Origin of the sequence: Methylobacterium sp. 174MFSha1.1 (assembly GCF_900116815.1) — a bacterium.
Classification (GTDB): Bacteria; Pseudomonadota; Alphaproteobacteria; order Rhizobiales; family Beijerinckiaceae; genus Methylobacterium.
This window is the reverse complement of record NZ_FPCB01000006.1, coordinates 1-25,318: the sequence shown is the minus strand read 5'-3', so window position 1 is coordinate 25,318 and position 25,318 is coordinate 1. Positions and strand designations below refer to the sequence as shown.

The following is a 25,318-nucleotide window of genomic DNA, read 5'->3' as shown; positions in this document are numbered from 1 at the left end:
CGGCGATCAGGTCGCGGCGTCCGCGACGGCGATCGCCTCGACCTCCACCACTCCGCCACTTCGCCGAGAGCGACGCTCTCGGCGCCGGCAACCGGCGGCGGCGATTCGTTCCGTGTCGGCAGGGTGGCGCGGGGTGACAGGACCCTCTCCCTTCCGCCCGACCAGGCGAAGGCGATCCGGTGCCCGACCTCCTGCGGCGAGAGTCCGAGGAGCGGCGCGGGCAGGCAATGCTCGCCACGGGCCGGCGGTCATTCGGCGTCGGTGGGCGCTTTACGGATGAAGGCCAGAACCTCGTTCAGGGGCAGCGATCCGGGATAGTCGGGGAAGGCGAGGGCGACCGGCGCGCCGAGGGCCGCCATGATGACCCGCAAGTCCTCGACCCATGCATCGGCTTCGGCCTGGCTCGCGAAGCCTGTGCGGACCATCGTCTTGTCCGGCTCGATGGTCACCGTGACGGAAAATCGTCCATCCGGCATGTCAAAGATCTGATATGTTACGCGGCGAGCCATCGCGCAGACATAGCGCAGAGACCCGCCTCTGGAAAGTTATGTTAAGGACATTTACTTCGGGATAATCTGGCAAAAAGGCGGTCGGCCGGTCTCATCATGGGGCCTTACGCGACGATGTCATACCCTAAAGAGGGATCGTGTCGGGAAAGGTCCGAGGCGGATCGCTCGGCCTCCGGAACGGCGCCTCGGGCACGCTCCCGATGCGCGCCGCCCGAGCCTGGGTGGGCGGGGCCGGATGGCGCTATGCTCGTGCGGGCGAATCTCGGGAAGAACCATGGCGCCAGCATCCTCCGATTGTCGCGGGCAGCGGGTCTTCCTCGTCGGCGCGACGGGCACGATCGGCCGCGCGACCGCGCGGGCCCTGGTGGCGCGCGGCCACGACGTGGTCTGCTTCGTCAGGCCCCGGCGTGACGGAGCGCCCACGTCGGACGCCGCGTCCCTCGGGTTGCCTGAAGGTGTCGTCCTCCGGTTCGGCACCGTGACCGATCCCGCCTCGCTGATGCGGGACGGCCTGCGCAGCGAGCACTTCGACACCCTCGTCTCGTGCCTCGCCTCGCGCACCGGGCGCCCGCGCGACGCCTGGGCGATCGACCACGACGCCCATCTGGCGCTGCTGGACGCGGCCCGGGCCTCCGGCATCGGCCACATGGTCCTGCTCTCGGCCATCTGCGTGCAGAAGCCGCTGCTCGCGTTCCAGGAGGCGAAGCTGGCCTTCGAGCGCGCCCTGATCGCCTCGGGGCTCGACTACACGATCGTCCGGCCCACGGCCTTCTTCAAGTCGCTCTCGGGCCAAGTCGAGCGTGTCCGGCGGGGCAGGCCGTGGCTCCTGTTCGGCGACGGCACGCTCACCGCCTGCAAGCCGATCAGCGACGACGACCTCGCCCGCTACCTCGCCGCCTGCGTCGAGGAGCCCGAGCGGCGCAACCGCGTGCTCCCGATCGGCGGACCGGGCGCTGCGATCACGCCGAGGGCGCAGGGCGAGGCCCTGTTCGCGCTGCTCGGCCGCCCCCCGCGCTTCCGGCACGTGCCGGTGGGGCTGCTGGACGTCATCGTCCGGGGGCTGTCCGCGTCCGGCCGCGTGGTCCCCGCTCTGGCCGACAAGGCCGAGCTCGCGCGGATCGGGCGCTACTACGCCACGGAATCGATGCTCGTCCTGGACCCCGCCTCGGGCCGGTACGACGCGCTAGCGACGCCCGGCACCGGATCCGAGACGCTGTTCGACTACTACGCGCGCCTGCTCCGGGGCGACGCCGAGGCCGAGCGCGGCGACCACGCCGTATTCTGATCGCCCTCCCGAGCCTGCGGCGCGGCCGCCCGCGGTGGCGGCGCGTGCCGGCCGTTGCGGCCCCGGCCGCACTGCGAAAAAATTCCGCGCCCCGATGGAATAATCCGCGCCGGGCGGCGTCTCTGTCCGGGTCGGGCCTCCTCCCTGCTGCAGGACGGCCCGTGACGGACGGGAGTGCGTGCGTGTCGGGAGGCTGGCCGTGAGCGACATGATGCGACTCGTCGAGCCGCTGATCCCGGCCCTGCGCCGCTACGCCCGGGCGCTCCTGCGCGACCCTGCCGACGCCGACGACCTCGTCCAGGATTGTCTGGAGCGCGCGGTGAGCCAGTGGCACCAGCGGCGATCCGACGGCGACGCCCGCACCTGGCTCTACGCGATCCTGCACAACCTCGCGGTCAGCCAGATGCGCCGGCGCGCCCGGCGCGGCGCGCACCTGCCCGTCGAGGACGCGCCGGAGGCGAGCCTGTCGGTCGCCCCGAGCCAGGACGAGTCCTTGCGCCACCGCGACCTGATGGCGGCCCTCGACGCCCTGCCCGAGGAGCAGCGCAGCGTGCTGCTGCTCGTCACCGTGGAGGGGCTGTCCTACGCCGAGACCGCCCAGGTGCTCGCCATCCCGACCGGCACCGTGATGTCGCGCCTGTCGCGTGCCCGCGACCGGGTGATCCGGCTCATGGACGGCGAGACCGACGCCGTTGCGACCAGACGCCCGCTGCTCAGGAGGGTGAAGTGACCGCGCGCCCGATCCACGAGGACGACCTGCAGGCCCTCGTCGACGACCGCCTCGACCCGGCCCGCCGGCCCGAGGTCGAGGCCTATCTCGCCGGCAACCCCGACGCGCGCGCCCGCGTCGAGCGCCTGCGACGCCTCGGCGGCGACCTGCGCGCCGCCTTCGCCCCCGTAGCGGTCGAGCCGGTCCCGGCCCGGCTCAATCTGGCGCACATCGCTGCGGCGCGGCGAAGCCCAAGGGGGCCTACCAAATGGGTGCCGGCCCGATGGGTGCCGGCCCAGTACGCCGCGGCCGCTTCCGTGCTCCTCGCGCTCGGCGGCCTCGGCGGCTGGGCCCTGCACGGCGCGCTCGCGCCGAGCCCGGCCGGCATCGAGGCCCTGGCGCAGGAGGCGAGCGCGAGCTTCGCGGTCTATGCCCCGGACCGGATCCGGCCGGTCGAACTCGCCGGCGCCGACAGGGACGAGATCGCCCGCTGGTTCTCCGCCCGGCTCGCGCGCCGGGTCGGCGTGCCGGACCTGAGCGCCGCCGGCTATCGCCTGATGGGCGGGCGCCTCGTCGCGACGGCCCAGGGTCCCGCGGGCCTGCTGATGTACGACGATTCCCGCGGCACGCGCCTCGTCATGCTGATCCGTCCGATGGCCGAGCCGGGCGACGCGCCGATGCGCGAGCACACGACCGGCTCGGCCGCCGGCTACGCCTGGGCCAAGGACGGGCTCGGCTACAGCCTCGTGGGCCCGGCCGACCTGGCCGGCCTGCATCCCCTCGCCAACGAGATCCGCCGCACGACCGCGACGAACACCTGAGGCCGCCATGACTCTGCTGCACGACCTGACCGGGGCACCCGCCGGCACGCCTCCACGCGCCCTGCTGTTGCGGCTTTCCGCCATCGGGGCGGTGCTGGCCGCCAGTGCCGGCACCTTCGCCTATGCCGGCGGCTGGCTGTCGCCGGGCGCGCTGACGCCCGCCCGCGTCGTCGATCGCCTCGAGGCGGTGAACGGCCCTCATCCCGGCTTCCGGCGCAATCACGCCAAGGGCCTGTGCGTGGCGGGCAGTTTTGCCGCGAGCGGCGCGGGCGCCAAGCTCTCGAAGGCGAGCCTGTTCGCGGCCGGGCGGGTGACGCCCGTCGAGGGGCGGGTCGCGCTGGCGGGCGGGCAGCCCTACGCGGCGGATGCGGAGGCCACGGTGCGCAGCCTCGCCCTGCGCTTCCGGCTGCGAGGCGGCGAGGAGTGGCGCACCGGCATGAACGACATCCCGGTCTTCCCGGTGCGCACGCCGGACGCCTTCTATGAGCAGCTCCTCGCCGCCAAGCCCGATCCGGCGACCGGCAAGCCCGACCCGGAGCGCCTGAAGGCCTTCTTCGCGGCGCATCCGGAGAGCGCGAAGGCCGTCGCGCTGATCAAGGCGCGCACGATCACCTCGGGCTTTGCCGACAGCACCTACTGGAGCCTCAACGCCTTCCGGTTCGTGGCCGCCGACGGGCGTGCGACGCCGGTGCGCTGGGTCGTCGAACCCGAGCGGGGGCCAGCGCCCGAGACCGCCGCGCGGGCCGCCCTGACGGACAAGAACTTCCTGTTCGACGATCTCGCCGCGCAGCTCCGGCAGGGACCGTTGCGCTGGCACCTCGTCGCGACGCTCGGGCGGGCGGACGATCCGATCGCGGACGCGACCCGGCCCTGGCCTCCGGACCGCGAGCGCGTCGATCTCGGCACGCTCACCCTCACGGGTGCAGAGCCCGAGGCGGCGGGCAATTGCCGGGACGTCAATTTCGACCCGCTCGTCCTGCCCGACGGGATCGCGCCCTCCGACGATCCGCTGCTGAGCGCCCGCTCGGCCGCCTATTCCCGTTCCTTCACGCGGCGCGCCGGCGAGGCGAAGAGCCCGAGCGCCGTCGCGGCGACACCTGCCCGAGGAGCCGGCCTGTGAGCGACCTGCCACGCTTCAACCTGCTCGCACGCCTGCTCCACTGGAGCATGGCGGCTGCGATCCTCGCCATGCTGCTGATCGGCGTGGCGATGGTGGCCTCGCTGGCCGATTACCACGTGCTGGTCGCGGTGCATCGTCCGCTTGGCCTCCTGATCCTGCTCCTCCTCGCCGTGCGGCTCGCGAATCGCTGGCGCCATCCGCCGCCGCCCCTGCCGGCGGACCTGCCGGCGTGGCAGCGGCGGGCCGCCCATGCCTCGCACGTCGCGCTCTACGGGCTCATGCTGGCGATGCCGCTCGTCGGCTGGGCGATGCTGTCGGCCGCCCGCTACCCCGTGGCCCTCGCCGGGCCGCTCGTGCTGCCGCCGATCCTGCCGCATAGCCCGACCGCCTACGCCTGGCTGCGCGCGCTCCACGGCGTCATGGCCTACGCGCTGTTCGGCGTCGTCCTGGCCCATCTCGGCGCGGCCCTCGTCCATGCCCTGATCCGCCAGGACGGCGTGTTCGCCAGCATGGCCCCCTGGCGCCGGCGCCGCCCGGCCGCGTGACACGAGCTCGCTCGATCTTCCCATCGGGCCCTGTCGCACCCGGGGCGGCGGCCCATCGCGTCGGACGAGAACCGCGCCACCACCCCCTTGCGGGACCTTAGCCGGCTTCCAGATCATCCCGGAGGTTCGACCGACGGCGGAGCGCGCGGGATATGCTGGGCTGGTTCCGGGCGCTGATGCCCAGGGAGGATCGCTTCTTCGACCTGTTCGAGCGGCATGCCCGCACGCTGGTCGCCGGCGCCGAGGCGCTGGAGGGTCTGCTGAAGGGCGGCGAGGACGTGCCGCACTTCTGCCGTGTCATCGCCGAGCGCGAGCAGGAGGCCGACGGGATCGCCCGCGAGGTGCTGGAGGCGGTGCGCCGCAGCTTCATCACGCCGTTCGACCGCGGCGACATCAAGGACCTGATCCAGTCAATGGACGACGCCATCGACCAGATGAACCGCACCGCCAAGACCATCACGCTGTTCGAGGTGAGGACCTTCGACCCGGTCATGCGCGAGATGGGCGGCACGGTGCTGGAGGCGGCCCGGCTCACCGCCGAGGCGGTGCCGCTGCTCGCGTCCCTCGGCAAGCATTCGACGCAGCTCTCCTCCCTCACCGAGCGGGTGATCGAGGTCGAGGGCCGCTCCGACGCCCTGCACGAGCAGGGGCTCAAGGCGCTCTACCACGCGAGCGGGCGCAATGATCCGATGGCCTACATCGTCGGCAGCGAGATCCTCGGCCATCTCGAGGACGTGGTCGACCGGTTCGAGGACGTCGCCAACGAGATCAGCGCCATCGTCATCGAGAACGTCTAGGAGCGCCGACCATGGAGGCCGCTCTCTCGCTGCCGGTGCTCGCCGGCCTGATCGCCATCGCGCTGCTGTTCGACTTCCTCAACGGCCTGCACGACGCCGCCAACTCGATCGCCACCATCGTCTCGACGCGGGTGCTGCGGCCGCAATACGCGGTGATGTGGGCCGCGTTCTTCAACTTCATCGCCTTCCTGTTCTTCGGGCTGCATGTCGCCCAGACCCTCGGCACCGGCATCGTCGATGCCAGCCTGGTCGATGCCCGGGTGATCTTCGGCGCGCTCGCCGGCGCCATCGTGTGGAACGTGCTGACCTGGGTGCTCGGCATCCCGTCGAGCAGCTCGCACGCGCTGGTCGGCGGCCTCGTCGGGGCGGGGCTCGCCAAGGCCGGCTGGCAGGCGGTGGTCTGGGGCGGGCTGGCTAAGACGGCTGCCGCCATCGTGCTCTCGCCGCTGCTCGGCTTCGCCCTCGCGCTGCTGCTCGTCCTCGTCGTGTCGTGGCTCTGCGTGCGCTCGACGCCGTTCACGGTCGACCGCCGGTTCCGGATGCTGCAATTCGTCTCCGCCTCGCTCTACTCCCTCGGCCACGGCGGCAACGATGCCCAGAAGACGATGGGCATCATCGCGGTGCTGCTGTTCAGCCAGGGCCATCTCGGATCCGAGTTCCACGTGCCGCTCTGGGTGGTGCTGTCGTGCCAGGCCGCGATGGCCGCCGGCACGCTGCTCGGCGGCTGGCGGATCGTGCACACGATGGGCTCGCGCATCACCCGGCTCACGCCGATGCAGGGCTTCTGCGCCGAGACCGGCGGGGCGCTGACCCTGTTCGGGGCGACCTGGCTCGGCGTGCCGGTCTCGACCACCCACACCATCACCGGGGCGATCGTCGGGGTCGGCGCGGCGCGGCGCACCTCGGCGGTGCGCTGGGGCGTGGCGAGCGACATCGTGGTGGCCTGGGTGCTGACCCTGCCGGCCGCGGCCCTGATCGGGGCGGGGGCCTACGCCCTGACGACGCTCGTCGCCTGAGCGAGCCCCGCGGCGCGGCGCGACGCCGCCGTTGCGCGGGGAGCGGCGACGCTCCAGGAGGTGGACGGGGGACGGTCACGCGGTCCCGAGCCGTGACCGTCTGGGATGGGAGAGTGATGGACGAGGCAGCGGCCGGCCCCGCGCACGGGACCCCGGAGATGATCCGGCATTGCGCGGCCGAATGCATGGAACTCGCGGCCACGTTCTTCGCCGCCGCCGCCGAGCGGCTGACCGAGAACGACCTCGCGGGCTATCGCTGCGCGATGCGCTGCGCCGCGGCCGCCGCGAAGAGCGCCCGCGAGCTCACGGCAATGCTCGGCACCGAGGCGGCGCTCGACCGGCCGCGGAGAGGGGGCGGCGCCTACTCGAACAGGTCCGGGTAGCGCGCCTCGGCCCGTGGCAGGGCGCGCACGATCTCCCACAGGTGATGGCGCATCGCCTCCGCGGCGGCGTCCGGATCGCGGGCGTCGAGGCCGGCGAGGATCGCCCGGTGCTGCTCCACCAGGGGCAGCATTGTGGCGGGATCGGCCAGGGTGAGCTGGCAGGCGCGGTCGAGATGCGCCTTCACGTCCCGGACCGATTCCCAGGCCAGCGCGCAGCCCGCCCCCTCCGCCAGGGCCGCGTGGAACAGCGTGTCGGCGCGCTGGAAGCCCGCATGGTCGCCCAAAGCCGCCCGCTCCGCCTGCAGCGCCACGACGTCGTCGATCCGCCGCCGGCTCGCGGGATCGAACGTCTCGCAGGCTCGCCGCACCACGGCGGTCTCGATCGCCTCGCGCACGAAGCGCGCCTGCATCAGCCGCGGGACCGAGATCTTGGTCACCACCGTCCCGCGCTGCGGACGCACCTCCACGAGGCGGGTGCGGGAGAGCCCGATGAAGGCCTCGCGCACCGGCTGGCGCGACACGCCGTGGCGGACGGCGATCTCCTGCTCCGACAGCCGCGTGCCCGGCAGCACGTCGAGCGCGATGATCGAGCGCCTGAGCGACGCCTCCACCCGCTCCGCCGCCGAGCCTGTCGTCACCTCGATCATTCCGCTTCACAGCCTCCGTACGATATGCATACACTACCATACAAGTCGGACGCCCCACCAGAAGGGCGCCGGTTTCTGCGGAGGAAAACATGACCCAAGGTCGCCCTACCCGCCGCGCCGTCGCGCTCGGCCTCGGTGTGCTGCCCGCCGCCGCGCTCCTGCGCGCGGGCCCCGCGCGCGCCGCGCCGGTCAGCTTACGCCTCTCCTCCTCGCTGCCGGCCGATCCGAACTCGGCCCACTGGCTCTGGTACGACCGCTTCGCCGCGAGCCTGAAGGCCAAGACCGGCGACGCCGTGCAGGTGCGCTACTTTCCCGACAACCAGCTCGGCAAGGAATCGGACGTCGTCGGCTCGGTGAAGCTCGGCGTCGTCGACATGATGATCTCCGGCTCCTCGATCTGGTCGACGCTGGCGCCCGAGATCGGCGTCCTCGACCTCGGCTACCTGTTCCCCACTATGGAGAGCGCAGGGCCGATCCTCGACGGGCCGGCGGGCCAGCAGCTCGACCGGATCTTCTCCGACCGGATCGGCGTGAAGGTGCTGAGCTGGGGCTACAGCTTGGGCGGCCGCAACGTGACGGCGCGGGAGGCCGCCGAGACTCCGGCCGCCATGAAGGGCAAGAAGATCCGCGTCCTGCCGGTCGCGAACTTCGTCGCGACCTTGCGCGCCATGGGCGCCTCGCCGACCCCGATGTCGCTCGGCGAGGTCTATACCGCGCTCCAGACCGGTGTGATCGACGGGATGGAGCACGACGCGCCGACGATCCTCGCCATCAAGGCCTACGAGGTGGCCAAGCACGTCACGCTGACCCGGCACATCTGCAACCCGCAGACCATCGTCATCGGCAACCGCGCCTTCAACAAGGTGCCGGCCGAGCACCGCGACGCCTTCCTGGCCTCGGCCGCGGAGGCGACGGCGTTCCAGCGCGGCCAGGCCGCCGCGATCGAGGCCAAGGCGCTCGCGACCCTGAAGGGCAACGGCGTCGGCATCCACGAGTGCGACCGCGCCGCCTTCCGCACCCTGGTGACGCCGCTCTGGGACGAGTTCGCCAAGTCCTACCCGGCGACGAAGCCGATCCTCGCCGCCATCACCCAGGCCTGAGGAGCCGCCCCATGCTCGTCGAGACCGGCCCGGCCACCGTTGCGGCCCGCGCCCCCCTGCCGGCCGCGATCGTCGCGAGCCTCTTGCGCGCCGTGCAGGCGCTGGCGGCCCTCGCGCTGCTTGCCGACCTCCTGGTGGTGGCCGCCGCCGTCCTGTGGCGCTTCGTCCACGGCGATTCGCTCGAATGGGCCGACGAGGTCGCCCGCATGCTGCTGATCGTCGTGGCCTTCCTCGGGGGTGCTGCGGCGGTGGCGCATGGGCGCCATGTCGGCATCCGCATCGTGCGCGACGCGGTGCCGCCGGCGGTCGGCGCCGTGATGGAGGCCGCCGGCCTCCTGGTCGAACTCGGCGTCGCGCTGGCGCTCGCGGCCTGCGCCCTGTCCTACGCGGCGACCGCGGCGACCCAGGTCACGCCGTTCGGCCTGCCGCAGAACCTGTTCATCTACCCGATGGTGGTCGGCGGGGCCTGCATGGCGGTGTTCATCGCCGCGCGGCTCTCTGCCTTGCGTGGGCGCGACGTCGGCCTCGCCGTCCTGGCGCTTGCCGGGATCGTCGGCTTCGTCGCCGCCTGGACGATCCTCCTCCCCGATGCGTCCCCAAGCCCGCTGGCGCTCCTGCTCCTCGGCTTCGCCCTGGCGCTGGGATCGGGCATCCCGATCGCCTTCTCGCTCTCGGTCGGCGCGCTCGCGTTCCTCGCTTCCGACGGCGGCATCGACCCGGCGGTCTTCGCCCAGCAGGCCTCGAGCGGCATCGACAACTTCGTGCTCCTGGCGATCCCGTTCTTCGTGCTGACCGGCCTCGCCATGGAGGTGAACGGGATGTCGGTGCGGCTGATCGAGCTTCTGCGCCGGGGCATCGGCGAGCGCAGGGGCGGGCTCGGCATCGTGACGATCCTCGCCATGGTGCTGTTCTCCGGCATCTCCGGCTCGAAGCTCGCCGACGTGACCGCGGTCGGCACCGTGACGGTGCCGGCGATGCGCCGCTCCGGCCAGGATCCGCGCGAGGGCGTGGCGCTTCTCGCGGCCAGCGCCATCATGGCGGAGACGATCCCGCCCTGCATCAACCTCATCATCCTCGGCTACGTCGCGAACATCTCGATCGGCGGGCTGTTTGCCGCCGGCATCCTGCCGGCCCTGCTGATGGCCGCCGCCCTCATCGCCGGCGTGGTGGTGTTCTCGGCGCGCATGCGCCCGGCCCCGGTCGAGCGCTCGCATCACAGCCTGCGCCACCTCCTGTGGTCGAGCGCGGTCAGCCTCGGGGTGATCGTCATCATCTTCGGCGGCTACCGCTCGGGCTTCGCCACCGCCACCGAGATCGGCGCCTTCGCGGTGGTCTACGCGATCGCGGCCGGGATCCTGTGCTTCCGCGAGCTCTCGTTTCGGGCGCTCGCCGACCTGTTCGTGCGCTCGGCGACGCTCGCCGGCATGATCCTGTTCGTCGTCGCGGCTTCGCAGACCATCGCGTTCTCGCTCACCATCAACCAGGTCCCGCACGCGCTCGCCGACGCGATGATCGCGCTCAGCCACGGCGGCGGCGCCTGGATCTTCCTGCTCGTCTCGATCGCGCTGCTCGTCGTGATGGGGGCGGCGCTCGAAGGGGCGCCGGCGCTGATCATCTTCGGGCCGCTGCTCCTGCCGGTGGCGCAGGGCTTCGGCATCGCGCCGCTGCATTACGGCATCGTGCTCATCATCGCGATGGGGCTCGGCCTGTTCGCGCCGCCTTTGGGCCTCGGCCTCTACACCGCCTGCGCGGTGGGCGGCGTCTCGCTCGAGGAGACGGTGCGGCCGATCGGCAAGTACCTGCTCCTGCTCCTCGTCTGCCTGGTGCTGATCGCCTTCGTGCCGGAGATCACCCTGTGGCTGCCCCGCAGCATGGGTTTCGTGAAATAGGAGAACCGAATGGGACGGCGCGGACAGGTCTTCACCCGGGGGGCGGAGGTTCCTTGGGAGCCGGCGGGGGAGGGGGTGCGCCGACAGGTGCTCGCCTACGACGACGGCGTGATGCTGGTGCGGGTCGCCTTCGAGGCCGGCGCGGTCGGCCCGGCGCACACGCATCCCCACGTGCAATGCACGCTGGTGGAGCGGGGCGTGTTCGACATCACCATCGCGGGCGAGACCGCCCGCCTCGTCGCCGGCGACAGTTTCCTCGTTCCCTCCGGCGCGGTCCACTCCGCCGTCGCGGTCGAGGCCGGGGCGCTGACCGACGTGTTCACGCCGATGCGGCAGGAGTTCGTCGGGGAGAACGGCTGATACCGTTTCCGCCTGATCTGTTCCCGACCAAGTATAGCGCGGGATCCCCTCTCCAGTGTGGGAGAGGGGTAGGGGTGAGGGTGACACGCTTCAGTGTAGAACGCTCAGCGTGGTGCTGGCAGCTCTACGCTGAGTGCTTCACACGGAACCGTAGCACCCTCACCCCCGGCCCCTCTCCCATACGGGAGAGGGAAGGCGCGTTCGATCTATACCTGAGTGAATCGAGCGGAAACCGTATGATGCGGCAGAGTCCGATGCTTAACATCTGACTCCCGGGCGGAGGCGACACCGCCCGGGACCGGCGCATCGCGTCAGCTCCGGTTCGACAGGACCAGACGGCCGGCCACCGCCCCGGCCTCGAGCCGCCGCATCGCCTCCTCGGCCTGGGCGAGGGGGAGCGTCTCGGTCTCGACGAGGGTCAGGCCGTGCGTCTTCACGAGAGCGACGAGGTCGCGCAACTCGCCGAGATTGCCCACGTAGGAGCCCGTCAGCGTCAGGGCGCGCAGCGGCAGGAGCGGCAGCGACAGCGAGATCTCGCCGCCGAACATGCCGACGGTGATCGAACGGCCGCCGCGCCGCAATGTATCGATGGCAAAGCGCGTGGTCTCGGCATTGCCGACGAAGTCGATCGCCGCCGCGAGCCCGGTCTCAAGGCCGAGCAAAGCCGTGCGCGCGCCCGGATCGGCCGGGTCGAGGACGAGGTCGGCGCCGAGCGCCAGCGCCCGGGCGCGCTTGTCCGGCGCCGTGTCGGCAACCGCGATACGGGTATGACCGAGCGCCCGCGCGAGACGGAGCGCGCTCTGCCCGAGCCCGCCGGCGCCGATCAGCAGCAGCCAGTCCCGGGCCGGATCGCCCCCGACCTTGCGCAGAGCCGAGTAGGCGGTCAGGCCCGAACAGGCGAGGGTCGCGGCGGCGGAGGGGTCGAGACCCTCGACGTCGATCAGGTAGCGGGGATGGGGAACCACGACCTTCTCGGCGAAGCCGCCCGGCCGGTGCACGCCGAGGCAGCGCCCGGCGGCGCACAGGTTCTCCTCGCCGGCAAGGCAGCGGTGGCAGGTGCCGCAGCCGATCCACGGGAAGACGAGGACGCGCCGGCCGATCCCGACCTCGCCCGCCTCGGGTCCCGCGGCGGCGATGCGGCCGAGGATCTCGTGGCCGAGGGTCACCGGCGGCGTCACCCCGCGGTCGGCGAGGCTGAGGCGCCGCCCGCCGCCGAGGTCGTAATGGCCCTCCCGCAGGTGCAGGTCGGTGTGGCAGACGCCGCAGCGCTCGAGGTCGAGCAGGACCTCGCTGCCGCGTGGGACCGGATCGTCCTCGACCAGGGCGCAGAGCGGGCGGCCGAATGCGGTGACGGCGAAGCGCTTCACGGGCGGGTCTCCTTCTCGGTGCGCACCAGCGGGCAGCCGCCCTCATTGAGCGGACGGAACGCCTCGTCGCCGGGGATGCGGCGCACGAGCTTGTAGAGGTCCCACTCCCCCGTCGATTCCGCCGGGGTCTTGGCCTGGAACAGGTACATGTCGCGGATCACCCGCCCGTCGGCGCGCAAAGTGCCGCCATGGGTCATGAAATCCTCGATCGGCGTGCGGCGCATCTGCGCCATCACGGCGTCCGGGTCCTTGCTGCCGGCCGCCTTCACCGCCTTGAGGTAGTGCAGGGCGCCGCTGTAGGCGCCGGCCTGTGTCATGCTCGGCATGCGCTTCATCCGGGCGAAGAAGCGGCGCGACCACGCCCGCGTCGCCTCGTCCTGGTCCCAGTAGAAGGCCTCCGTCAGGAGCAGGCCCTGCGCCACCTTGAGGCCGAGCGAGTGGACGTCGCTCAGGAAGGCGATCAGCGCGACGAGCTGCATCGAGTCGGTGAGGCCGAATTCCCGCGCCTGCTTGATCGCGTTCGTCGTGTCGGTTCCGCCATTGGCGAGGCCCAGGATCTTCGCCTTCGAGGCTTGAGCCTGGAGCAGGAAGGAGGAGAAGTCCTGCGTGTTGAGGGGCGCGCGCACCGCGCCGAGGACGCGCCCGCCGCTCGCCTTCACCACCGCGGCGGTGTCGCGCTCCAGCGCCTGGCCGAACACGTAGTCGGCGGTGAGGAAGTACCAGTCGGTCCCGCCCTGGGCGACCACGCCCGAGCCGGTGCCCTTCGCCATCGCGTAGGTGTCCCAGGTCCAGTGCGCCGTGTAGGGCGAGCAGAACCTGCCGGTGATGTCGGAGGAGCCGGCACTGGTGACGAGGGCGATCTTCTTCTTCTCGTTGGCGAGGTTCATCACCGCGAGCGCCATCGCCGAGGAGGGCAGGTCGGTGATGACGTCGACGCCGGAATCGTACCATTGCCGGGCGATCGAGGCGGCGACGTCCGCCTTGTTCTGCCCGCCGGCCGAGACGACCTCGATCGGCTGCCCGAGGACGCTGCCGCCGACATCCTCGACCGCCATCCGCACCGCCTCGACGGCGCCCAAGCCCCCGATATCGGCGTAGGTACCCTCCAGATCGACGAGGACCCCGATCTTCACCGGGCCCTGATCGGCGGCACGCGCCGGGAGGGCGAGGCCGGCGGCGAGGCATGAAGCCGCGAGCCCTATCGAAAGGCCCTTCCATCGTAACCCTGTCATCGTGGCGTCTCCTCCCTGTGTGTCGACGCCCGCGGCGTGTTCGCCGTCGGGCCGTGGCGTGGTCAGCCGGTCCCTGTCTCGAAGGCGGCCCCGGCGGCGATCAGGGCGTCCGTCTCCGCCTCGCTCAGGCCGAGCTCGCGCAAGACCGCGCGGGTGTCGAAGCCCGGCGGCGGCGCCGGGCGGCCGGCGGGGGCGGGCGCTCCATCGTGCAGGATCGTCGGCCGGATGGTGCGGACGCGGCCCTCGGTCGGGTGCGTCGCCGTGCCGATCAGCCCGACCGCGGCGAGGTGGGGATCGTGCTCGAGCGACTCGAGGCTGTGGCAGGGCATGGCCGGCACGTCGGCCGCGGCGAAGACCGCGAGCCACTCGGCGGTCGTGCGCGCCGCCAGGGCCTCGGCCCGGATGCGGAACCACAGGTCGACGTGGCGGAACCGGTCGGCGACGGTGGCGAGCCGCGGGTCGTCGATCAGCTCCGGGCGCCCGACCGCGCGCAGGAAGGCGTGGACCTGCGCGTCGGAATTGGCCGTCAGGCTGATCCAGCCGTCGGCCGTGGCGAGCGGCCGGTTCTCCGGATTGAGCACGCGGGCGTCGCCGGCCGGGCCGATCGGCGGGTCGAAGCTTCGCGGCCCGAGATGCTCCTGCAGCACGAAAGCCGCCATGGTCTCGTGCATCGGCACTTCGAGGGTGGCGCCGTCCCCGGTCCGCTCCCGGCCGACGAGGGCGGCGAGGATCGCCGCGGCGGCGATCTCGCCGGTGACGTGGTCGGCGAGGAGCAGCGGTACGTAGAGCGGGCGGCCGTCGCGCCGCTCGGCGAGGCCGGCGATGCCCGAGACGCCCTGCACCACGCTGTCATAGGCCGGGCGACCGCGATAGGGCCCGCCGGGACCGAAGCCGGTGATCGTGCAGTGGACGAGCCGCGGGAACCGCTCCCGCAGGCGTTCCGCGTCGAGGCCGAGCCGGGCCAGCGCCTCCGGGCGCATGTTGGCGACGAGGACGTCGCTGTTCCCGATCAGGTGCTCCAGCAGCGCGCGGGCGGCCGGGGCCTTGAGGTCGAGGCCCAGCGCCCGCTTGCCGCGGTTCAGGTGGAGGTACGAGCCGGCATGGCGCCCGCCCGGGGAGGGACCGCCGAGGCAGCGCAGCATGTCGCCGCCGGACGGCTCGATCTTGATGACCTCGGCGCCGAAATCGGCGAGCCGCAGCGTGCAGGCCGGGCCGACCACGACGCTCGTGAGGTCGACGACCCGGATGCCGGAGAGCGGCCGGGCGGCGGGGGAGGGCGCGCTCATCGGAAGGTGGCCTCGAGGGCGACCGTCCCGGATTCGTCCTCGGCCCAGATCCGCCATGCGTCCGCCTCCCGCCGTGCCTTCAGGTGCATCGGACGCCCGGCATAGAGCGGCGCGAGGATGCGATAGTCGAAGGCGGCGGGCTCGCGCCCGGCGGCCTCCCGGACGAGTTCCAGGGCCAGGAGCGCCGTGAGGGCGCCGTTGACCACGAGGGCCGGATAGCCCTCGCGGCCGGTGGCGTAGGGCGCATCGTAGTGGATGCGGTGGGCGTTGAAGGTGACGGCGCAGAAGCGGAACAGCAGCGTCTCGTCGGGCACGAGCCTGCGCGCGACGTCGCAGGGCCGCGGCGCCCGGACCTCTCGCGGGGCGGCGGGCTCGGACCCGCGCGGGGCGGCTTCCCGCAGGACGTAATCCTCGCGCTCCGCGACGACCTCGCGCCCGCCGACGTCGAGGGCGTTGAGGACCGTCACCACGGCGATCCGGCCGCTGCGGCCGGTCTTCTCCGCGACGCTCTCGATCGTGGTCCGGCGCCCGACGGTCGCCCCGAGGGGGATGTCGCCGGCGTAAGCGGCCCGCCTCCCGCCCAGCATCACCCGGGGCAGGCCGAGATCCGGCAGCGCCACGCCCGGCCCGGCATAGCCGTCCGGCCGCAGGGCCGATTGCGCCAGGCCGGTGGGGAAGAGGCCGACATGCCAGCCGCGGGGAAGAACGGTCCGCTGCGCGGCCTCACATCCGTCGCGGTCGAGCAGGGCCGCCATCCGGCGCAGGAGCCCCGGCGTGGCGACGTCATCCGTCCAGGTCGCCGCCGTCGGGCTCGTCGGGCGATCCGGTACCGCCACGGCCCGCGTCGTGGCCTCATCACGGCCGACCTCCATCGCTCCCGACCGCCCACCCGCCTGGATCATGCCGCCCGCTTTCCGCATTTCCCCGCCCGAACCCGTCCCGTGTGCTCCAGGACGTTCACAGTCGAGAATATCGTTCAGCGGGCGAAATGGAAGCGCCGATTCTCCGGTAGCCTGCGCGGTCGGCCGTCGCGTCGGCCCGGATAAGGGTGAGGCTCGTCCGCGGGCCCACCTCGCAGGCAGGCTGACGGACGCCGCGCCGACCCGGATGCGTACGATTTCACGATCCGACGACGCGTCGTCGTTCCGTCGCCCCGCGTCGCGTTCCGCCGGGGCCGCTCACTTCCGGACCGCGAAGTCCGTCGTGCGGGCATGATCGGGTAAGCTGCCATCCTGCACGGTCAGGACGCGGGCGCAGATCCGATTTTCGTCGCGGGGCGCACGCGACTGCCGCGGGAGCGCGGGCTGTTCCGCCGCGACCGTTACGCCTCGGGCTCGTCCGCCCCGCCGAGGCGGGACGGGTCGGTTCGACCCGGGCGGCGCTGATACGACCTCACCGCACCAGGTAGTCCTTGCGCAGCATGCAATGCACGCCCTTGTGCTGGTTGACCGTCTGCGTCACCCGCAAGTCGGCCGCGATGCTGCACAGGGCGTAGGCCTCGTCGCGGGTGATGCCGGCGCGGGCGACCACGAGGTCGATCATCTCGCGCAACGCCCGCTCGGCGCAGCGGTCGAGGTCGGGATCGAGGCCCATCGTGATCACGTGGGTCGGCGTCTCGGCCTGCGGGTAGGTGAGCCGCAGGTCCCGGCGCAGGACGAACTCGAAGGTGCCGGACAAAGCCGTCTCGATCGCCGTGACGTTGACCTCGCCGTCGCCCTGCGCGCCGTGGCCGTCGCCGCAGGAGAACAGCGCGCCCTCGGTGAAGACCGGCAGGAAGAGCGTGGTGCCGGCGATGAGCTCCTGGTTGTCGAGGTTGCCGCCGAAGGCGCGCGGGATGATCGAGGTGCAGCGGCCCCAGGCCGGCGGCGGGGCGACCGCCATCACGCCGAAGAACGGCGACAGCGGGATGTCGAGCCCCCAGGGCATCCGGGCGGTCAGGCGCTCGCGGTCGAGCGGGATGTTCATCTGGTGAAGGACCGGGAAGTCGTCCGGCAGGGTGCCGGCGAGCGGCCGGTGGCGGTTGTAGCCCCAGTCCTGGCGCAGGGACACGTCGAGGATCCGCACCTCCAGCACGTCGCCGGGCCGCGCGCCCTCGATCGCCACCGGGCCGGTCAGGATGTGGCCCTGGGGGATGCCGGTCTCGGCGGCGTGGATCGCCAGCAACTCCGGCGGCACGTGGAAGCCCTCCGGCGGCAGGGCGTCGGGTCCGCCGGAGACGGTCTCGATCGTGACCCGCTCGCCGCTGCGGATCGTGAGGGCCGGCGGGACGCCCGCGTCGAGGTAACCCCAGCGGCAGGTTTCGGGAGATGCGGTCAGGCGGTGCGTCATGCGGCGGGATCCGGGAGCGGCAGTCGGGAGGGCAAGACGCTCTGAGCAGACTTGCGTTGGCAGGCCAACGCTTCGTCCGCTTAGAGCCTGTTTGAGTTGGCCGACCGCATTGAACCCCTCAATGTCATCCCGGGGCCGCGGAGCGGAACCCGGGATCCATAACCGCTGACGGTGCAGGATGAAACGGAACGCTGCCCGCCCTTTCAGGCTGCTTCAGCGGTTATGGATCCCGGGTTCTCGTCTTCGACGAGCCCCGGGATGACGTCGAGAGATGTCGGCCTGTAAGCAGATCGATCGGCGTAACCGCTCAAATAGGCTCTTAGAGTCTTATCTTATCGCAGATTTTCGCCGCAAAACCGGCGGCCACTTTTGCGAAATCTGCTTAGTCCTTCATCGGACACCCGCCGTCCTTCAAGGGGCGGAACGCCTGGTCGCCGGCGATGGTGGTCACGAGCGTGTAGTAGTCGTAGGGCCGCTTGCTCTCGGAAGGAGCCTTCACCTCGTAGAGGTACATGTCGTGCACGGCGCGTCCGTCCGGGCGGATCGTCACCGTGCCGAAGAGCGGGTCCTCGATCGGGGCCTTGCGCATCGTCGCCACGACCTTGTCGCCCTCGACCGTGCCGGCATCGCGCACCGCCCGGAGATAGGCGAGCGTCGCGGAATAGACCCCCGCATGGTCCTCGGTCGGGCGACGGCCGTTCATGAGGGCGCCGAAGCGCTCGCCGAAGGCGCGGGTGCGCTCGTCGCGGTCCCAGTAGAAGGCGGAGACGAGCTGCAGGCCCTGCGCGGTCGCGAGGCCGAGGGAATGGGTGTCGGAGAGCTGGATGAAGAGCGCCGCGACCTTCATCTTCGGCGTCAGCCCGAACTCGCCGGCCTGCTTGATCGCGTTGATCATGTCGGCCCCGGTATTGGCCAGCGCCAGGACCTGCGCGCCCGCGCCTTGCGCGGTGAGCAGCGCCGAGGAGAAGTCGCCGGTGCCGAGGGGAAGTCGCGACCCGCCGGACGACCGGCCGCCCGCCTCGACGAGCGCCCGCGTGGCGTCGCGCTCGAGCGCGTGGCCGAGGGCGTAGTCGACGGTGAGGAAGTACCAGCTCTTCGCGCCGCGCTCGGCCAGCGCCCGCGCCGTCGCCGAGCCCTGCGCCCAGGTGTCCGACACCCATTGCACGGTCGTGGGCGCGCAGAACTTCCCCGTCAGGTCGGAGGTCATCGCGCTCGAGGCGAGCGCGACGCGGTTGCGCTCGCGCATCAGGTTGGCGACCGCGAGGGCGACGCCGGAATTCGGCAGGTCGACGATCGCCGAGACTTTTTCCTGGTCTAGCCAGCGCCGGGCGATGCCGAGGCCGATATCGGGCTTGTTCTGATGGTCGGCGGAGAGGAGCTCGACCGTGAGGCCGCCGCTCTCGCGCGCGAAATCCTCGAGCGCCAGACGGGCGGCGGCGACGGAGCCGGCGCCGACCTGGTCCGAGAACGGCCCGCTCATGTCGCTCAGGACCCCGAGGCGGACCGGCTGGTCGAGCGCTCGGGCCCAATCGGGCAGGCCGATGCAGGCCAGGGCGAGGGCAACGGCGAACCGGAAAATGCGACCAGGCTTCATCTCTCGTGATTCCCCGCCAAGCTCTTTTCAGAAGATCTCGAAGTACTCGCGCTGCTCCCACTCGGTGACCTCCGCCTGGAAGCGGTCGATCTCCGCGGTCTTGATGTGCGTGTAGTAGTCGACGAACGAGTCGCCGAGGGCGCCGCGAAAGAACGGATCCTCATGCAAGGCGTAGACCGCCTCCCGCAGCGATTTCGGCAGCAGCGGCGCCGCGGTCTCGTAGGGCGTATCGGCGCTCGGCCCGGGATCGAGGCCCCGGTCGGCGCCGTCGAGCCCGGCGAGGATCTGCGACGCCATGTAGAGGTAGGGGTTCGCCGCCGGCTCGCCGACCCGGTTCTCCAGCCGCGTCGCCGGGTCGCCCGGGCCGCCGAGGACGCGGATCATCACCCCGCGGTTGTCGCAGCCCCAGACGGCGCGGTCGGGCGCGAGCGAGTAGGAGCGGTAGCGCTTGTAGCCGTTGATGGTCGGGGTCGTGAACACGCTCGAGGCGCGCGCATGCGTCAAGAGCCCGCCCAGGAATCCTATGCCGAAGGCCGAGAGCGGCCCGGGGCCCTCGGTTGGCGCGAAGACGTTCGCCCCCGTCCGCACGTCGCGCAGCGACTGGTGCAGGTGCCAGCCCGACGAGACCACGTTCGGGATGCGGGGCCGGCACATGAAGGTGGCGTGGTAGCCGTGCCGGCGGCAGATCTGCTTCACCGCGCTGCGGAACAGCACCATCAGGTCGGCGGGCGCCGCGCCGGTCGTGGGCTGGAAGGTGAACTCGCATTGGCTCGGCCCGTACTCGACCTCGATCGAGCGCAGCGGCAGGCCGAGGGCGACGATGTCCCGGCGCAGGATCTCCAGGACCGGCTCGATCTGGTCGTAGCGCTGCTCGGTCAGGTACTGGTAGCCGTGCGAGATCAGGCTGACCTCCGGCGGCGTCCCGGGCTGCCCGGCATCGTTCGGCGCCATGCGGGGATCGTCGAGCTTGAAGACGTGGAACTCGACCTCGAGCCCCGCGACGTAGTCGAGCGACCGCCCGGACAGCGTGTCGAGGACGGAGCGGTAGAGGCCGCGGGTGGCGAAGGGGACGGGGCGGCCGTCGCGGAAATAGAGGTCGCAGAGCAGCCACCCGGTCCGCGGCGCCCAGGGCAGCGTCCGGAACGTCGTGGGGTCGGGCACCATGATGACGTCCGCCGCGCCCTCCATCTCCCGCATCCCGAAGCCGCCGCCGGCGCTGAAGACCGGAAAGACGGTACGGTGCGAGGTGTCCTTGGCGAGCATCGTCGTGGTGATCGTGCATCCGGCCTCGAGCGCCTTGACGGCCTCGGCGGCGACGAGCGTCTTGCCCCGCAGGATTCCGTGCTGGTCCGGGAAGGACAGGCGCACGGTGTCGATCCGCTCCGGATCGCAAAGCTCGCGCACCTCGCGGGCCGCGTCGGCCTGCGCGGTATTCCACAATCCATGGTCCTGTACGAATGTCACGGCCGTCCTCCTCCGGCTCGGGCGGCAATCGAGGTCGCGCGCGCTACTCGGCTGCGTCCCGGCGCGGCGGGGCGGGCGCGACCGGCGGGGCGACGTCCGGGGCCGCCTCGGAGGGGAGGGCGGGCATCCACGGGGCTCCGCGGCGGCGGCGCACGTCCACCTCCATCCAGTAGGTCTCCCATCCCTTCGACGGGCCGATCCCGTCCATCGTCGCGGGACCCTGGATGCTTCTGGCGTGCCGCGCGTCGAGCACCATCAGCGGGGCGTCGCCCGAGGCGGCCTTGTCGATCTGCTCGCGCAGGATCCGGCGGTAGAGGATGATGGCCTTGTCCGACTGCCCGAGATGCTCGCGCGTCCGGTCCTGGATCGGCCCCATCGACTCGACGGCCCATTGGTCGTGGACGTTGATGTCGAGCCCCATCCCCGTATAGGTCGAGTGGGCCTGCTCGTGCGGGTCGAACCCGTAGGCGTTGGTCTTGTTCTTGCGCGAACGGTACTCGGGCAGTTCGTAGAGTTCCAGGCGCTGGTCGCGCATCCGCTGCTTGTCGACTGGTGCGCCGTAGCTCGTGAAGATCGCGTACCAGTAGCAATGCTCGTCGTCGACCGGGACGTGCCACTGGGTGATCGTCATGTCCGCCGACATCGGGATGACGAAGGCGTGCGGGAAGACCTGGTTCGTGACGCGGACGTGGGTGCGCTGCTCGTCGATCTCGCGGAGCGCGATCAGCCGCATGCCGTACTCGGTGCGCTCGACGTTGATGATCGGCCGGTCGTACTCGCGCAGGATCTTCGTCATCGGCAGCTCGCTGTCGGCCGAGGCGGCGCGGAACTGCTTGCCGTAGGAGGCGGCGGTGTCCTCGTCCTCGAAGAACCGGTGCAGGAACGAGGCATGCGCCGGGTCGATCCCGACCTCGAGCGCCTGCAGCCAGTTGCACTCGAACAGCCCCTTGAACGCGAAGGTGTAGGCGTCGGGCGCGAGGAAGCAGTCGAGCTCGGGGAAAGCCGGCGGCTCGCCCTCGCCCAGGTAGGCGTACAGGATCCCGCTGCGCGCGATCACCGGATAGGCGCGCTGCTTGATATTCTGGCAGAGCTTGCTGCCCGCCGGCTCGGCCGGCGTCTCGAGGCAGCGCCCCTCCACGTCGAACAGCCAGCCGTGGAAGGCGCAGCGCAGGCCCCCGTGCTCGAGCCGGCCATAGGCGAGGTCGGCCCCGCGATGCGGGCAGTCGCGGTCGAGGAGCCCGTAGCGCCCGGCCTCGTCGCGAAACAGCACGAAGTTCTCGCCCAGCAGCCGGACCGGCACCACGGGGCGCTCGCCCTGCAGCTCGTCCACCAGGGCGGCCGGCTGCCAGTAGCGGCGCATCAGCGTGCCGAGCGGCGTCCCCGGTCCGCTGCGGGTGATGTGGTCGTTCTGCTCACGGCTCATCATGGCGGCGGCCTCCGGCGAGCGTCTGCCCAGAATGGCTGGGTCTCTCGATGTGTTCGTTGAACGAACATATGTTCGAATTCTAAGCCAGTCTGGAGCTGTTGCAAGCACGAACGATGGGCAGGTCGCGCCCGATGCGGCGGCGGCGGGCGCCTGCGGTCGTGGCTCTTGCCAGGCCGCGCCGGGCCACGCACAGGTGGCCGGGCTCATCGGGCCGGGCTCATCGCTCCGGGTGCCGCACCAGAGACCGTTCCAGAGACCGTCCCATGCCGCGCGTCAGACGTTCCGAGGCCGACCAGCGACTCGTCGACGAGCATGGCCCGGACTTTTCCGAGGCCCTGGCGCGGGGCCTGCGCGTGATCTCGGCCTTCGGTGCGGAGCGGCCCCTGATGACGCTGGCCGACGTCGCCCGGGAGGTGGACCTCCCGCGGGCCACGGTGCGGCGGGCGCTCCACACCCTCGACCGCCTTGGCTACGTGCGGTCGGACGGGCGGCTTTTTCAGCTCACGCCCAAGGTCCTGTCCCTCGCGACGGCCTATCTCTCGTCCAACAGCCTGTCGGCGACGCTGCAGCAGGCGGTCGAGCGGGTGGCGGGCCGGCTCAACGAGGCCTGCTCGGCGGCGATCCTCGACGGGGACGACATCGTGTTCATCGCCCGCGCCGGGCCGACCCGCCTGCTCGGCGTCGGCGTCGATGTCGGCTACCGGATCCCTGCCTATTGCAGCTCGATGGGGCGGGTCCTCCTCGGCGGTCTCGACGACGGCGACCTCGCCGCGTTCCTGGAGCGCATCCGGCCCGAGCCGCTGACGCCCCAGACCCTCGTCGACCGCGCGGCTTTGCGCACCGCCATCCACCGCGACCGGGCGCAGGGCTACTCGCTCGTCGATCAGGAGGCCGAGGTGGGATACCGCTCGCTCGCGGTGCCCGTGCGGCGCTACGACGGGCGGATCGTCTGCGCCCTGAATGCCGGGGCGAATGTCGACCGGGTCGCGGTGGAGCGGATGCTGGAGACCTTCCTGCCCGTCCTGCGCGACGTCGCGGCGACCCTCGCGCCGCAGATGGTGTGAGGCGAGGTCCGGGCACTCTGCGTCCGGACCCGGGCCGTGAGCGCGCCTCGTACGATCTCCGACCGGATCGCTTTCGCGATGCGGAGATCGGCTTCGCTCAGGTGTGTGGAGCCGTAGGCTCCACCGCGCGGCCTTTCGATACGATCTCCGGAAGGAAGCTTCCGGAGATCGTGTCAGATCTTCTCCTTGGCGAGCGCGTCCAGCGCCGGGCCGAGCCCGCGCAGGGACAGCGACACGGCCACCTCGCGCCCGTCCGCATCCTTGAACGCGATCCGGGCCGCATCCTCGGTCTTGCGCCAGCCGCCCAGCACCGCCTCCGTCGCCGCCCCGTCCGCCACGCACGCGCCGGGGTTGCACCGCCGCCAGGCTAGGTCGAGGCCGTTCTTCGCGTCCTTCACCTCCGCCACCCGCACGCTCGAGGGGAAGCTGACATTGGCGGGCAGCAGCACCGTCATGCGCAGGCCGTCCTGCCCCGGCAGGCGGCCGATCGCGATCTGCGCCACCGGCGCCGGCTGGCCCTGCGCCTGGATCGTCTGCGACACCTCGCAGATGCGGCCTGCATTGTCGCCGGCGAGCCGCTGGCAGCGCAGGACCCAGTCGCCGTAGGTGGCGGTCGTCAGCCCGGGCTCGGCCGGGACCGTCGGCGCGGCCTCGGCGGCCGGCTTGGGGCGCGGCGACTGGGCGTGCGCCGGCATCGACGCGGAGGCGGCGAGCACGCTGGAGGCGACGAGGGCGGAGCGGAGAACGAGGCGCATGTCACACGAGGAGGGCAGGAGGGACAGGGACATCAGGCGGCATCCACGGGAGCGGCAGGCGCCGAGGCGGGCGTGGCAGGCACGAGGAAATCGGCGACGGCCTGGAGGCTGATCAGGTGCGCGTAGATTGTCGCCAGCCAGCCCTCGCGGCGCAGCCGGGCGAAGGCCTCCTCCGGCAGCGCGGCGAGGGCGGCCTCGTCGACGCCGAGCGCGCCGTGCAGGACGTGGCTCTCGCCGGTCACCGGATGATGCACCTGGATGGTGAGAGCCCGCAGCAGCTTGAGATCCTGCAGCAGGCGCCCGAACGCGGCGGTGCGCCGGGCGGATTCGGCGTAGTCGGCGACGAGGCGGATCCGTTCCTGCAGCAGCGGCGTCTCCCGGCCGTCCTTGGTGAACAGCGGAAGGCTCGACTCCGCCGGCTCGGCGGCGTCGCGACGGAGGAGGTCGGCCTCGGCGTCGATGCAGACCAGCGGTTCGTTGCCCGCGCTCTCGCCCATGATGAAGGGGTAGCGGCGCAGGTAGGCGGGCAGGTACCGGCCGGTCCAGGTGCCGGCATCGTCGATCAGCGCGCCTTGTCCCGGCGCGGCCCCGACGAGGAAGACGGGCACCGGGCCGAGGCTCTCGGGCAGGAAGACCACGGGCAGGTGCCGGCAGGCGGCGCCGATCTCCTCGGCCAGCGCCGGGACGAGGTGGCTCGCCCGGGCGAAGGCGAAACGCTGCGGCTGGGCGAGGTGCCAGGCGCGGTGGGCGTCACGGTCGAGGGGGACGACCGAGCGGTAGAACAGCGGCAGGGACGTCATGCACTGGGACTCATTTCGATCACGTCATGGACGGGCGCCGGCGGGATGGCTCGCCGGGTCCGTGTTCCTATCAGGGGGTGGGCAGGGCGGCTTCGGCGCGAGGGCCGTTGGTCGCGCCGGGCGGCTGGGTGAGGAGGCCGGCCGGCGCGACGACGAAGCAGCCGCCCGCGCCCGTCAGGCAGACAACGGTCTTGTCGAACCGGGGATCGGCGACGGAAGCCGTTCCGGACTGGATGGGAGTGCCGACGATCCGGGCCATCGCGGTTGAGGATCCGTCGGGTGTGAAGGCCGACCGCTCGACGGTGCTGGCGACGGTCGGGGTGATGGCGGCGGTCGAGGGCTGCGCCGCCGCGGGGGCGGGCGTGACCGTCAGGTCGGCCGGAATATACGTGAGCGTGTAGTTGGGCGTGACCGTCAGCGAACCCTGGTTGATGGTGTAGGTGCCGGCGCTGCTGCCCGTCGCGGCCGTCGTGGCGAGCGCACCGGTGAGGCTGTCGCCGTTGACGAGCCCGCGCCCGCCGACCTGGTAGGTCAGGGTCGGGTTGGCCTCGCCGTGGACGCGGGACTGGGCGTCGGCCGTGAGGGTCAGCGGCCGGGCTGTGACTGCCAGATCCGACCCGACGTAGCTCACCGCATAGTTGCGGCTAGCCGCCAAGCTGCCCTGGCCGATGCCGTAGGCGCCAACCGAGCTGCGCGTGTCGGCGGCGGTGGCGAGCCCACCGGTCAGCACATCGCCATTGGCCAGCCCGCGCCCACCGATCTGATAGGTCAGGGCCGGGTTGGCGTCGCCGTAGACGCGGGACTGCGCGTCGGCCGTGAGG

General features: G+C 71.8%; 25 protein-coding genes. 12 read left to right on the top strand and 13 right to left on the bottom strand.

All coding sequences use genetic code 11. The features are described 5' to 3' along the window. Positions 1-248: 248 nt before the first annotated feature. A complete protein-coding gene (locus BM430_RS03655; protein ID WP_244539302.1) occupies positions 249-449 on the bottom strand; it encodes a hypothetical protein in 201 nt (66 codons plus the stop codon). A gap of 334 nt (positions 450-783) precedes the next feature. Between BM430_RS03655 and BM430_RS03650 the strand changes: the two genes are divergently transcribed. The 8 genes from BM430_RS03650 (at position 784) to BM430_RS03615 (ending at position 7,185) form a co-directional block, all read left to right on the top strand. Beyond that, positions 784-1,794: an NAD(P)H-binding protein gene (locus BM430_RS03650; protein WP_093565540.1), complete on the top strand. Its 1,011-nt coding sequence runs from the start codon at positions 784-786 to the stop codon at positions 1,792-1,794. Positions 1,795-1,993: 199 nt separating this feature from the next. After that, on the top strand, positions 1,994-2,524 hold the full coding sequence (locus BM430_RS03645; protein ID WP_093565537.1) for an RNA polymerase sigma factor: 531 nt from the start codon (positions 1,994-1,996) through the stop codon (positions 2,522-2,524). Next, positions 2,521-3,324 (top strand): anti-sigma factor family protein, encoded by an 804-nt coding sequence (locus BM430_RS03640; RefSeq protein WP_093565534.1) that lies wholly within the window; start codon positions 2,521-2,523, stop codon positions 3,322-3,324. Before BM430_RS03645 ends, BM430_RS03640 begins: the two co-directional genes overlap by 4 nt. Before the next feature lie 7 nt (positions 3,325-3,331). Further along, entirely contained in the window at positions 3,332-4,444 is a 1,113-nt protein-coding gene (locus BM430_RS03635) for a catalase family peroxidase (RefSeq protein WP_093565533.1), read from the top strand. Beyond that, positions 4,441-4,989: a cytochrome b gene (locus BM430_RS03630; protein WP_093565531.1), complete on the top strand. Its 549-nt coding sequence runs from the start codon at positions 4,441-4,443 to the stop codon at positions 4,987-4,989. The genes BM430_RS03635 and BM430_RS03630 overlap by 4 nt, the downstream gene beginning before the upstream one ends. Before the next feature lie 152 nt (positions 4,990-5,141). After that, positions 5,142-5,786: a DUF47 domain-containing protein gene (locus BM430_RS03625; protein ID WP_093565528.1), complete on the top strand. Its 645-nt coding sequence runs from the start codon at positions 5,142-5,144 to the stop codon at positions 5,784-5,786. An 11-nt stretch (positions 5,787-5,797) separates the two neighbouring features. Further along, entirely contained in the window at positions 5,798-6,802 is a 1,005-nt protein-coding gene (locus tag BM430_RS03620; RefSeq protein ID WP_093565526.1) for an inorganic phosphate transporter, read from the top strand. A gap of 116 nt (positions 6,803-6,918) precedes the next feature. Beyond that, positions 6,919-7,185: a hypothetical protein gene (locus BM430_RS03615; RefSeq protein ID WP_093565524.1), complete on the top strand. Its 267-nt coding sequence runs from the start codon at positions 6,919-6,921 to the stop codon at positions 7,183-7,185. On the opposite strand, the gene BM430_RS03610 is transcribed toward BM430_RS03615, so the two are convergent. Beyond that, positions 7,164-7,832: a GntR family transcriptional regulator gene (locus tag BM430_RS03610; RefSeq protein ID WP_093565520.1), complete on the bottom strand. Its 669-nt coding sequence runs from the start codon at positions 7,830-7,832 to the stop codon at positions 7,164-7,166. The two genes, BM430_RS03615 and BM430_RS03610, sit on opposite strands and share 22 nt — an antisense overlap. Before the next feature lie 89 nt (positions 7,833-7,921). On the opposite strand from BM430_RS03610, the gene BM430_RS03605 reads away from it, so the two are divergent. From BM430_RS03605 to BM430_RS03595, 3 genes are read left to right on the top strand one after another with little or no spacing between them, the layout of a single operon-like run. After that, positions 7,922-8,932 carry a TRAP transporter substrate-binding protein gene (locus BM430_RS03605; protein ID WP_093565518.1) on the top strand — a complete coding sequence of 337 codons (1,011 nt, stop codon included), beginning with the start codon at positions 7,922-7,924 and terminating at the stop codon, positions 8,930-8,932. 11 nt (positions 8,933-8,943) lie between these two features. Next, complete coding sequence (locus BM430_RS03600) at positions 8,944-10,821, top strand: TRAP transporter large permease (protein WP_093565515.1); 1,878 nt, start codon at positions 8,944-8,946, stop codon at positions 10,819-10,821. Positions 10,822-10,830: 9 nt separating this feature from the next. Then, entirely contained in the window at positions 10,831-11,181 is a 351-nt protein-coding gene (locus tag BM430_RS03595) for a cupin domain-containing protein (RefSeq protein WP_093565512.1), read from the top strand. A 311-nt stretch (positions 11,182-11,492) separates the two neighbouring features. Here the strand turns inward: BM430_RS03595 and BM430_RS03590 are convergent, their stop codons facing one another. The 8 genes from BM430_RS03590 to BM430_RS03555 all read right to left on the bottom strand — a co-directional run bounded on the left by BM430_RS03590 (position 11,493) and on the right by BM430_RS03555 (position 21,878). Continuing rightward, positions 11,493-12,548: an alcohol dehydrogenase gene (locus tag BM430_RS03590; RefSeq protein ID WP_093565509.1), complete on the bottom strand. Its 1,056-nt coding sequence runs from the start codon at positions 12,546-12,548 to the stop codon at positions 11,493-11,495. Then, on the bottom strand, positions 12,545-13,780 hold the full coding sequence (locus BM430_RS03585) for an ABC transporter substrate-binding protein (RefSeq protein WP_093565506.1): 1,236 nt from the start codon (positions 13,778-13,780) through the stop codon (positions 12,545-12,547). Before BM430_RS03585 ends, BM430_RS03590 begins: the two co-directional genes overlap by 4 nt. A 62-nt stretch (positions 13,781-13,842) precedes the next feature. Beyond that, positions 13,843-15,066 carry a CaiB/BaiF CoA transferase family protein gene (locus BM430_RS03580; RefSeq protein ID WP_093565504.1) on the bottom strand — a complete coding sequence of 408 codons (1,224 nt, stop codon included), beginning with the start codon at positions 15,064-15,066 and terminating at the stop codon, positions 13,843-13,845. Beyond that, positions 15,063-15,902, bottom strand: a complete 840-nt coding sequence (locus BM430_RS03575; protein ID WP_143131949.1) for an HTD2 family dehydratase — start codon at positions 15,900-15,902, stop codon at positions 15,063-15,065. Before BM430_RS03575 ends, BM430_RS03580 begins: the two co-directional genes overlap by 4 nt. Positions 15,903-16,458: 556 nt before the next feature. Continuing rightward, a complete protein-coding gene (locus BM430_RS03570) occupies positions 16,459-17,394 on the bottom strand; it encodes an acetamidase/formamidase family protein (RefSeq protein ID WP_093565501.1) in 936 nt (311 codons plus the stop codon). 382 nt (positions 17,395-17,776) lie between these two features. Beyond that, a complete protein-coding gene (locus tag BM430_RS03565; RefSeq protein WP_093565499.1) occupies positions 17,777-18,988 on the bottom strand; it encodes an ABC transporter substrate-binding protein in 1,212 nt (403 codons plus the stop codon). Positions 18,989-19,015: 27 nt separating this feature from the next. After that, positions 19,016-20,452 carry a glutamine synthetase family protein gene (locus BM430_RS03560; protein WP_093565496.1) on the bottom strand — a complete coding sequence of 479 codons (1,437 nt, stop codon included), beginning with the start codon at positions 20,450-20,452 and terminating at the stop codon, positions 19,016-19,018. A gap of 43 nt (positions 20,453-20,495) precedes the next feature. After that, positions 20,496-21,878: an aromatic ring-hydroxylating dioxygenase subunit alpha gene (locus BM430_RS03555; protein WP_093565493.1), complete on the bottom strand. Its 1,383-nt coding sequence runs from the start codon at positions 21,876-21,878 to the stop codon at positions 20,496-20,498. A 263-nt stretch (positions 21,879-22,141) separates the two neighbouring features. Between BM430_RS03555 and BM430_RS03550 the strand changes: the two genes are divergently transcribed. Further along, entirely contained in the window at positions 22,142-22,942 is an 801-nt protein-coding gene (locus BM430_RS03550) for an IclR family transcriptional regulator domain-containing protein (RefSeq protein ID WP_093565489.1), read from the top strand. A 173-nt stretch (positions 22,943-23,115) separates the two neighbouring features. Here BM430_RS03550 and BM430_RS03545 read toward each other — a convergent pair whose 3' ends face one another. The 3 genes from BM430_RS03545 to BM430_RS34520 all read right to left on the bottom strand — a co-directional run. After that, positions 23,116-23,730 (bottom strand): invasion associated locus B family protein, encoded by a 615-nt coding sequence (locus BM430_RS03545; RefSeq protein ID WP_244539301.1) that lies wholly within the window; start codon positions 23,728-23,730, stop codon positions 23,116-23,118. Beyond that, positions 23,730-24,497: a SapC family protein gene (locus tag BM430_RS03540; RefSeq protein WP_093565487.1), complete on the bottom strand. Its 768-nt coding sequence runs from the start codon at positions 24,495-24,497 to the stop codon at positions 23,730-23,732. Before BM430_RS03540 ends, BM430_RS03545 begins: the two co-directional genes overlap by 1 nt. Positions 24,498-24,567: 70 nt before the next feature. Next, positions 24,568-25,318, bottom strand: a 751-nt coding sequence (locus BM430_RS34520; RefSeq protein ID WP_177302920.1) for an MBG-2 domain-containing protein, incomplete at its 5' end; no start/stop codon positions are given.

Bases quoted from the DNA above. Each gene is read 5' to 3' on its own strand.
- BM430_RS03650 (WP_093565540.1), top strand. From the start codon at position 784: ATGGCGCCAGCATCCTCCGATTGTCGCGGGCAGCGGGTCTTCCTCGTC.
- BM430_RS03635 (WP_093565533.1), top strand. From the start codon at position 3,332: ATGACTCTGCTGCACGACCTGACCGGGGCACCCGCCGGCACGCCTCCA.
- BM430_RS03625 (WP_093565528.1), top strand. From the start codon at position 5,142: ATGCTGGGCTGGTTCCGGGCGCTGATGCCCAGGGAGGATCGCTTCTTC.
- BM430_RS03620 (WP_093565526.1), top strand. From the start codon at position 5,798: ATGGAGGCCGCTCTCTCGCTGCCGGTGCTCGCCGGCCTGATCGCCATC.
- BM430_RS03615 (WP_093565524.1), top strand. From the start codon at position 6,919: ATGGACGAGGCAGCGGCCGGCCCCGCGCACGGGACCCCGGAGATGATC.
- BM430_RS03610 (WP_093565520.1), bottom strand. From the start codon at position 7,832: ATGATCGAGGTGACGACAGGCTCGGCGGCGGAGCGGGTGGAGGCGTCG.
- BM430_RS03605 (WP_093565518.1), top strand. From the start codon at position 7,922: ATGACCCAAGGTCGCCCTACCCGCCGCGCCGTCGCGCTCGGCCTCGGT.
- BM430_RS03600 (WP_093565515.1), top strand. From the start codon at position 8,944: ATGCTCGTCGAGACCGGCCCGGCCACCGTTGCGGCCCGCGCCCCCCTG.
- BM430_RS03595 (WP_093565512.1), top strand. From the start codon at position 10,831: ATGGGACGGCGCGGACAGGTCTTCACCCGGGGGGCGGAGGTTCCTTGG.
- BM430_RS03585 (WP_093565506.1), bottom strand. From the start codon at position 13,780: ATGACAGGGTTACGATGGAAGGGCCTTTCGATAGGGCTCGCGGCTTCA.
- BM430_RS03580 (WP_093565504.1), bottom strand. From the start codon at position 15,066: ATGAGCGCGCCCTCCCCCGCCGCCCGGCCGCTCTCCGGCATCCGGGTC.
- BM430_RS03570 (WP_093565501.1), bottom strand. From the start codon at position 17,394: ATGACGCACCGCCTGACCGCATCTCCCGAAACCTGCCGCTGGGGTTAC.
- BM430_RS03565 (WP_093565499.1), bottom strand. From the start codon at position 18,988: ATGAAGCCTGGTCGCATTTTCCGGTTCGCCGTTGCCCTCGCCCTGGCC.
- BM430_RS03555 (WP_093565493.1), bottom strand. From the start codon at position 21,878: ATGATGAGCCGTGAGCAGAACGACCACATCACCCGCAGCGGACCGGGG.
- BM430_RS03550 (WP_093565489.1), top strand. From the start codon at position 22,142: ATGCCGCGCGTCAGACGTTCCGAGGCCGACCAGCGACTCGTCGACGAG.
- BM430_RS03545 (WP_244539301.1), bottom strand. From the start codon at position 23,730: ATGTCCCTGTCCCTCCTGCCCTCCTCGTGTGACATGCGCCTCGTTCTC.
- BM430_RS03540 (WP_093565487.1), bottom strand. From the start codon at position 24,497: ATGACGTCCCTGCCGCTGTTCTACCGCTCGGTCGTCCCCCTCGACCGT.